We start from the raw sequence: 7,453 nt of genomic DNA, 5'->3' as shown, positions 1-7,453 counted from the left end.
CCCCCCCCCCCCCCCCCCCCCCCCCCCCCCCCCCCCCCCAAGGCCGCACGGAAGGGGCTCCGGCGCAGCCGGGGCGCCTGCGGGCGCGGGAGTGCCCCGTTACCGCTTGCGCTGCGGGTTGCGGCAGATGCGCGGGGCGGTCTCGCCCGGTTCCGCGGCGCCGCAATAGCTGCAGCGCCACTGGCCTTGGGCGCGCTGCTGGCGCCAGCGGCAGTTGCGGGTCAGGCTGGTGGCGTGGCGGCGCCACAGGAAGTAGGCGATCACACCACCCAGCAGGAGAAGCAGCAAAACAGGCATGCCCCTGTCTACGCCGCTGCCGCCCCCGGCTCAACCGGTTAGCCGTTTGCCCCTGTCAAGCCGCCTCTCAGGCAGCCTGGTAATATTCGACCACGCCGTCCACGGCTTCAGCTTCTGCCGCCGCGGGCAGCGGCTCCGGGGTGTAATAGGCAAAGGCCTGCTCCAGCACCTCCAGCGCGGCCTGCCGGGCCTGGTCTTTCGGGTCCTGCTGCAAATTCACCGGGTTCATCGGATTGCCTCCATAGTCTGGCACGATCCTCCCTCAAGGGCCAAACTACCCCCTGCCCGCCCTAGGCACAGCCGCCGTTTCTGCAAGGACGCCATGCACTTGCTGCAATGCAGTAACCAAAGGTGCGCGTCACATGGTCAGCAAGTGCCCGGCAAGGCCCAGGGCAAAGCCTGCAACCGCGCCCAGTGCGGGCACGCTGCTGCGGCTGGAATGGGCCTTGGGCGCGATGTCCTGAAACAGCAGATAGAGGATGCCGCCCGCCGCAAAGATCATGATTGCGCCCAGCACCGCATGGGCCTCTGCCAGCCAAATCAGCCCCGCCAGGGCGCAGGCCGGTCCCAAAGCCGCCAGCCCCAGGAACGCCAGCAGCACGTGCCAGGCCGGGCTGTCGCCGCTCCAAACCTCGCGGAAGGCGGCAAATCCCTCCGGCAGGTTCTGCAAAAAGATCATCAGCGCCAGCAGCTTGGCGGTGGCAGCTTCGGCCACCAGCATCGCGCCCAGCGCCATCGCTTCGGGCAGGTAGTCCAGCAGCATCGCCAGCAGCAGCGCGCCGCTGCCGCCGCGTTTCTGCAGCAGCGTATCGGCCAGGTAAAACACGCCGCCGCCTGCCGCGAACAGCAGCACCGCCAGCACGGGTGGCAGCGCCTCGGCCGCCTCCGGCACCAGCACCAGCGCCACCGCGGAAGTGAGCGCACCGCCGCCGAACGCCGCGATGGCGTGCAGCACCTCGTCGCGCAGCAGCGGGTTGCGGATATGCTCGCACCAGGCAAGAAACCCGCCCAGCGGCATCGAAAGCCCGGCAAACCCGGCTAAAAGGATGGCAAAAACATGCGGTTGCATCGGGGCAGCCTAGGGCCGCCGTAGCAGCAGCTCAACCGGAATGCGTCAGGTGTTGATGCAGGACGTCGCCTGTGCCGCCTGCGCCTCGGTCACGTTCGGCCCCGGCTGCACAGTGCGCAGCACCGTCGCCCCTGCCCCGTGGCCCAGAAACTCCGTGCGCACCCGGTATTGGCCGGTAATGCCCGCGGCGCCGGCACAGCCGGGGATCTTGGCATCGGTTGCCGCCAGCTGGGCGCCGATGCGGTCGTGGTCGGTGGCCGTCATGCAGCCCGCCAGGGCAGTCAGCGCGCCCAAGGCAATTCCCAGGAGTTTCATGCCCGAATTCCAATACCTGCCAAAAACATGCCCCCGGTTTCGCAGGAAACCGGGGGCCATGCAATTTTCATCGCCGCAGGGCGGCGGATCCTTGCGGATCCGGCAGTGCCTGTCAGACGGTGCGCTCCACCATCATCTTCTTGATATGCGCAATCGCCTTGGCCGGGTTCAGGCCCTTGGGGCAAGTCTTGGCGCAGTTCATGATGGTGTGGCAGCGGTACAGTTTGAACGGATCTTCCAGCTGGTCCAGGCGCTCACCCGTTGCCTCATCGCGGCTGTCGATGATCCAGCGGTAGGCATGCAGCAGCGCGGCCGGGCCAAGGTAGCGGTCGCCGTTCCACCAGTAGCTCGGGCAGGAGGTCGAGCAGGATGCGCACATCACGCATTCATAGAGGCCATCGAGCTTCTTGCGGTCCTCGATGGACTGCTTCCACTCCTTGGCCGGGCGGTTGGTCTTGGTCTCCAGCCACGGCATGATCGAGGCGTGCTGGGCATAGAAATGCGTCAGGTCCGGGATCAGGTCCTTGACCACCGGCATATGCGGCAGCGGGTAAATCGCCACATCGCCCTTGATCTCATCCATGCCGTAGATACAGGCCAGCGTGTTGATGCCATCGATGTTCATCGCGCAGGAGCCGCAGATCCCCTCGCGGCAGGAGCGGCGGAAGGTCAGGGTCGGGTCGATCTCGTTCTTGATCTTGATCAGCGCGTCCAGAACCATCGGGCCGCAGCTGTCCATATCGACGAAATAGGTGTCGACCTGCGGGTTTTTTCCGTCGTCCGGGTTCCAGCGGTAGATCTTGAATTTGCGCACATTGCTGGCGCCCTCCGGCTTGGGCCAGGTCTTGCCGGTGGTGATCTTGGAGTTCTTCGGGAGGCTGAATTGAACCATTGTCTGTCTCCTTAGAACGTCCGCGCCTTGGGCGCGATTTTCTTGAGGCTGATGCCGCCTTCATCCTCGGTGGTCAGCGGATCGACCACCACCGGACGGTAGCTGAGCTCAACTTTGTTGCCCTCCACGCGGGAGACGGTGTGGACGCGCCAGTTCTCGTCGTCACGCTCAGTAAAGTCCTCATGCGCATGCGCACCGCGGCTTTCCTTGCGCGCCTCGGCGCCAACGATGGTGGCCAGCGCGTTCGGCATCAGGTTGGTCAGTTCCAGCGTCTCCATCAGGTCGGAGTTCCAGACCAGCGAGCGGTCGGTCACCTTCAGGTCATCCAGCTTGGCCGCAATCGCGGTCATCTTCTCGACGCCTTCCGCCATGGTCTTGGAGGTGCGGAACACCGCCGCGTCTGCCTGCATGCACTTCTGCATTTCCAGGCGCAGATCCGCGGTCGGGATGCCGCCATTGGCGTTGCGCAGGGTATCGAAACGGTCAAACGCCTTGTCGACGGAGGCCTGGTTCAGCACCGGGTTCGCCGCATCCGCGTCCACAACCTTGCCCGCCCGGATGGCGGAGGCACGGCCAAAGACCACCAGGTCGATCAGCGAGTTGGAGCCAAGCCGGTTGGCGCCATGCACCGAGGCGCAGCCGGCCTCGCCCACGGCCATCAGGCCCGGCACCACAGCAGTCGGATCGTCCGCGGTCGGGTTCAGCACCTCGCCCCAGTAGTTGGTCGGGATGCCGCCCATGTTGTAGTGCACGGTCGGCAGAACCGGGATCGGCTCCTTGGTGACATCCACGCCGGCAAAAATCTTGGCGCTCTCGGAAATGCCCGGCAGCCGCTCCGCCAGCGCCTCGGCCGGCAGGTGGCTGAGGTTCAGGTGGATATGGTCGCCCTCGGCGCCCACGCCGCGGCCCTCACGGATCTCCATGGTCATGGAGCGCGAGACATAGTCGCGCGGCGCCAGGTCCTTGTACTGGGGCGCATAGCGCTCCATGAAGCGTTCGCCTTCGGAGTTCGTCAGGTAGCCGCCCTCGCCCCGCGCGCCTTCGGTGATCAGGCAACCGGAGCCGTAGATGCCGGTCGGGTGGAACTGCACGAACTCCATGTCCTGCAGCGCCAGCCCTGCGCGCGCTACCATACCGCCGCCGTCGCCGGTGCAGGTATGCGCCGAGGTGGCCGAGAAATAGGCCCGGCCATACCCGCCGGTCGCCAGCACCACCATCTTGGCGTTGAAGACATGCATGGTGCCGTCATCCAGCTTCCAGCATACAACGCCCTGGCACTGCCCGTCGTCGGACATGATCAGATCGATGGCGAAATACTCGATATAGAATTCCGCATTGTTCTTGAGCGACTGGCCATAGAGCGTGTGCAGGATCGCGTGGCCGGTGCGGTCGGCGGCGGCACAGGTGCGCTGCACTGCGGGGCCTTCGCCGAATTCGGTGGTGTGGCCGCCGAACGGGCGCTGATAGATCTTGCCTTCCTCGGTGCGCGAGAACGGCACGCCGTAGTGCTCCAGTTCGTACACCGCCTTGGGCGCTTCGCGCGCGAGGTATTCCATCGCGTCGGTGTCGCCCAGCCAGTCGGAACCCTTGACGGTGTCATACATGTGCCACTGCCAGCTGTCCGGGCCCATGTTGCCCAGGGACGCGGCGATGCCGCCCTGCGCCGCCACGGTGTGGGAGCGGGTCGGGAACACCTTGGTCACGCAAGCGGTGCGCAGCCCCTGCTCAGCCATGCCCAGCGTCGCGCGGAGGCCAGCCCCGCCGGCGCCAACCACGACCACGTCATATTCATGTGTTTCGTATTCGTAAGCAGCCATTGAAAAAGACCTCGGAGCGTTACAGGGCCAGGCGGATCAGCGCATAGGCGCTGGTCACGGCGACGGCATAGGACAGGCAGTTGACCAGGATGATCGTCAGGCGGCCTTTGAAGCCGTGGACATAGTCCTCGATCATGATCTGAGCACCGGATTTGAAGTGCATCATGCCGACCCAGATGGTCAGCGCCGCCACGAGCGCCGGGAACGGGCGGGAGTAATAGGCAGTGATCTCTTCATAAGAGCCGCCCAGCGCCGAGCCAAAGGTGAAAACAAACAGCGGCACCAGGATCAGCAGGGCAATGGAACTCACCTGCATCGACCAGTGGTGGCTGGTTCCGGATTTTGCTGCGCCCATGCCAACGGCGCGCTTGCGGTCAGTCAGATATCGCATCGCGTGTGTCCTCAGCTTAGACGATGATAATGGTGAGTACGGTCAGAACCGCCGAGCCGATCACGACAATCCAGCCCAGCTTCTCGGCCTGCTCCAGGTCCAGCATATAGCCGTTGTCCCAGATCAGGTGCCGGATGCCGGCCAGCGTGTGATACCACAGGCCCAGCACCGACAGGGTCATCACCAGATCGCCGAACCAGCTGGTCAGCAGACCGTTGGCGGTGGCGAAGTATTCGGGCGAGGTTGCGGCGGCCAGGAACCACCAGGCGATCAGAAGCGCCGAGACGATCAGCGCGTTGCCGGTGATCCGCGTGAGGATCGACGTCACGGAGGTCAGCTGCGGGCGGTAGACCTGCAAATGCGGCGAAAGCGGGCGGTTGCCCCGATTGACATCGGCCATGTTGGCTCCTTTTCAGGTTGGCTGACGACGTTTTAGCCGATTTTTACGGCGTGTCACCCGAAGGAACGGTTAAAAACGGCAGGTTTCTGGCCTGTTGGCGCTAAAACGCCACGGCTTGTGATCACAGCAAATAATTAGTGATCACAAATCTGCCGGTTGAAAATTTTTTGCAGAATCAGGGCCCCTTCTGCAAATCACTGCAAAGACACAACCGCCCTCCCCGCGCCCGCAGGCAGCGCCGCGGTCTGCCGTGCAACCTCCCGCACCAGCTTCTTGCGAATGCGCGACGGGTAGTCGGCAAAGCTCGCGGCAGAGACCACAAAGGCCCCCTCGCCGCGGATCACATTCTCGAAGAAATAAGCGGTCAGATCCGGCTCGCTCTGCTCGATGGCGATGGCATTCACTGTCACATTGGCCGCCGCCAGGGCCGCATGTGCCGCCCGCGGCTCGACCCCCTCGTTGGAGAACCCGTCGCCGGAGACGTCAATCACCCGGCGCTTGCAATGCGCCACTGCCGGAAACTGCTCCAATGCCAGGAACAGCGCCTCCCCCACGGCGGTTGAGTAATTGCGCCAGGGCCGCGGCGCCTGCTCGATCCGCTGCGCCAGCGCCTCGACATCAGCGAACGTCCGAACCTCCACCCAGGGCAGCGACACTTCCTGGCGCGACTCCCCGGACCACTGCATCAGCAGCACCTGGGCGCGGGCCTTGACCAGCGCCTCGGACACCACCCCGTCGCGCAGCCCCGCCGCCAGCCCGTCCATCTGAATGCGGTACTCATCGGCATCGACCGAGCCGGAGACATCCACCGCCAGCACCAATGCCAGATCGCAGGCCGCCGTGCGCAGCGGCCAGAGGGAGAGCATGGAGAATACCAGAAGCTGCAAAACCCGCATGGCGTCAGCTTAAGCGGCAATCGCACCAAGGGTCATCACATTTCTGCCAGCCCCCTGTTCTTCTGGCTGAAAGTATCCTGGGGGTGAGCGCCAGCGGCGCGAGGGGGCAAAGCCCCCTGCCCGGTCACTTCGGCATCAGCGCCCAGTAATCCAGATCCAGCAGCACATCCGGCAGGTACTTGCCGTCCTCGCCCTTCAGCTGGAACGGCTCGCCGCCCTTGGTGGCCACCAGCCGCAGCCGGATTGCGCCAACCCCCGGTGCGGACGTATCCGCCTTGTCCAGCACCTCCGACCAGGCCCGCACCGTCAGGCCGGACAGGCAGGGGTTGGCATGCGCCCCGCCGTTCAGGCCGACGATCATCTGCGCATTGGCGAGGCCATTGAAGCTCAGCGTCCGCGCCATCGAGATCACATGGCCGCCATAGATCAGCCGGGTGCCATCGGGGCGCGCGGTATTGTCGAAATGCACCTTGGCGGTGTTCTGCCACAGGCGGGTCGCCATCATGTGCTCGGCTTCCTCGATAGTGACTCCGTCCACATGGTCGATGGTCTCACCCACCTCATAGTCACCCCAGCGGTGCGGCTCGCCGGCCAGGGTGAAATCGTAGTTGCTGAAATCCAGCCCCGCAGGGACCGCCAGTTGCTCCGCCGGGATCACCTTGTTCAGCTCCGGGATCACCGTCTCCGGCGCCGGCGCATCCAGATCGCGTTTGCGCACCATCACCCAGCGCACGTATTCCATCACGCATTCATCGCGCTGGTTCAGACCGCGGGTGCGCACATAGACCACGCCGGACTTGCCGTTGGAGTTCTGCTTGAGGCCGATCACCTCGGACTCGGACCGCAGCGTGTCGCCGGGATAGACCGGCAGCAGCCAGCGGCCCTCGGCATAGCCGAGGTTCGCCAGCGCGTTCAAAGAGATGTCCGGCACTGTCTTGCCGAACACCACGTGGAAGGCCGCCAGATCATCCAGCGGCGCCGAGGGCAGACCAGAGGCCCGGGCAAATTCATCCGAAGAATAAAGCGCGTGGCGCGCCGGGTAGAGCGCATGGTACAGCGCCCGCTCGCCGCCCGACACCGTGCGGGGCACCGCGTGGCGGATCACCTCGCCAACGGTGTAGTCTTCGAAAAACCGGCCCGGATTGGTCTTGGCCATCAGTGTTCTCCCAGTTTGGTCTCAGGGGTGTAGGTTCCATCCACTTCCTTCACCACCGCCTGGCCGCAGCGCATGATCCCCTTGACTGGATCAAAGGCCTGGGTCGGGCTGCCGTGCAGCTCCCAGCCCTTGTTCAGCGCATCGGTCACCTTGTGGCAGAAGGCAGAGGTGTCGTCTTCGGACAAAAATCGGTACAGTTTCATGGCTTCCTATCCTGCTC

At 64.7% G+C, this 7,453-nt stretch carries 11 protein-coding genes; all 11 read right to left on the bottom strand.

All coding sequences use genetic code 11. The features are described from left to right. Positions 1–99: 99 nt before the first annotated feature. Positions 100–297: a hypothetical protein gene (locus ACFMBG_RS03630; RefSeq protein ID WP_421053365.1), complete on the bottom strand. Its 198-nt coding sequence runs from the start codon at positions 295–297 to the stop codon at positions 100–102. A 67-nt stretch (positions 298–364) separates the two neighbouring features. After that, on the bottom strand, positions 365–550 hold the full coding sequence (locus tag ACFMBG_RS03625) for a hypothetical protein (protein ID WP_421053364.1): 186 nt from the start codon (positions 548–550) through the stop codon (positions 365–367). 105 nt (positions 551–655) lie between these two features. Next, complete coding sequence (locus ACFMBG_RS03620) at positions 656–1,366, bottom strand: ZIP family metal transporter (RefSeq protein ID WP_421053363.1); 711 nt, start codon at positions 1,364–1,366, stop codon at positions 656–658. Positions 1,367–1,411: 45 nt separating this feature from the next. After that, a complete protein-coding gene (locus ACFMBG_RS03615) occupies positions 1,412–1,681 on the bottom strand; it encodes a hypothetical protein (protein ID WP_421053362.1) in 270 nt (89 codons plus the stop codon). A gap of 112 nt (positions 1,682–1,793) precedes the next feature. After that, a complete protein-coding gene (locus tag ACFMBG_RS03610) occupies positions 1,794–2,573 on the bottom strand; it encodes a succinate dehydrogenase iron-sulfur subunit (RefSeq protein ID WP_421053361.1) in 780 nt (259 codons plus the stop codon). 11 nt (positions 2,574–2,584) lie between these two features. Then, on the bottom strand, positions 2,585–4,390 hold the full coding sequence (gene sdhA / locus ACFMBG_RS03605) for a succinate dehydrogenase flavoprotein subunit (protein WP_421053360.1): 1,806 nt from the start codon (positions 4,388–4,390) through the stop codon (positions 2,585–2,587). 19 nt (positions 4,391–4,409) lie between these two features. After that, positions 4,410–4,781 carry a succinate dehydrogenase, hydrophobic membrane anchor protein gene (gene sdhD, locus ACFMBG_RS03600; protein ID WP_421053359.1) on the bottom strand — a complete coding sequence of 124 codons (372 nt, stop codon included), beginning with the start codon at positions 4,779–4,781 and terminating at the stop codon, positions 4,410–4,412. A 16-nt stretch (positions 4,782–4,797) separates the two neighbouring features. Next, entirely contained in the window at positions 4,798–5,181 is a 384-nt protein-coding gene (sdhC, locus tag ACFMBG_RS03595; RefSeq protein ID WP_174146112.1) for a succinate dehydrogenase, cytochrome b556 subunit, read from the bottom strand. Between the two features lie 194 nt (positions 5,182–5,375). After that, a complete protein-coding gene (locus ACFMBG_RS03590; protein WP_421053358.1) occupies positions 5,376–6,077 on the bottom strand; it encodes a DUF1194 domain-containing protein in 702 nt (233 codons plus the stop codon). A 124-nt stretch (positions 6,078–6,201) separates the two neighbouring features. Next, positions 6,202–7,233 (bottom strand): MaoC family dehydratase, encoded by a 1,032-nt coding sequence (locus ACFMBG_RS03585; RefSeq protein ID WP_421053357.1) that lies wholly within the window; start codon positions 7,231–7,233, stop codon positions 6,202–6,204. Next, positions 7,233–7,436, bottom strand: a complete 204-nt coding sequence (locus tag ACFMBG_RS03580) for a DUF1737 domain-containing protein (RefSeq protein WP_019297062.1) — start codon at positions 7,434–7,436, stop codon at positions 7,233–7,235. Before ACFMBG_RS03580 ends, ACFMBG_RS03585 begins: the two co-directional genes overlap by 1 nt. Positions 7,437–7,453 lie beyond the last annotated feature (17 nt).

The sequence above is a fragment of the Leisingera coralii genome (assembly GCF_049056525.1).
Taxonomy (GTDB): Bacteria; Pseudomonadota; Alphaproteobacteria; order Rhodobacterales; family Rhodobacteraceae; genus Leisingera; species Leisingera coralii.
Note: the sequence above shows the minus strand (reverse complement) of the source record. Positions and strands in the feature narration are given on the sequence as shown.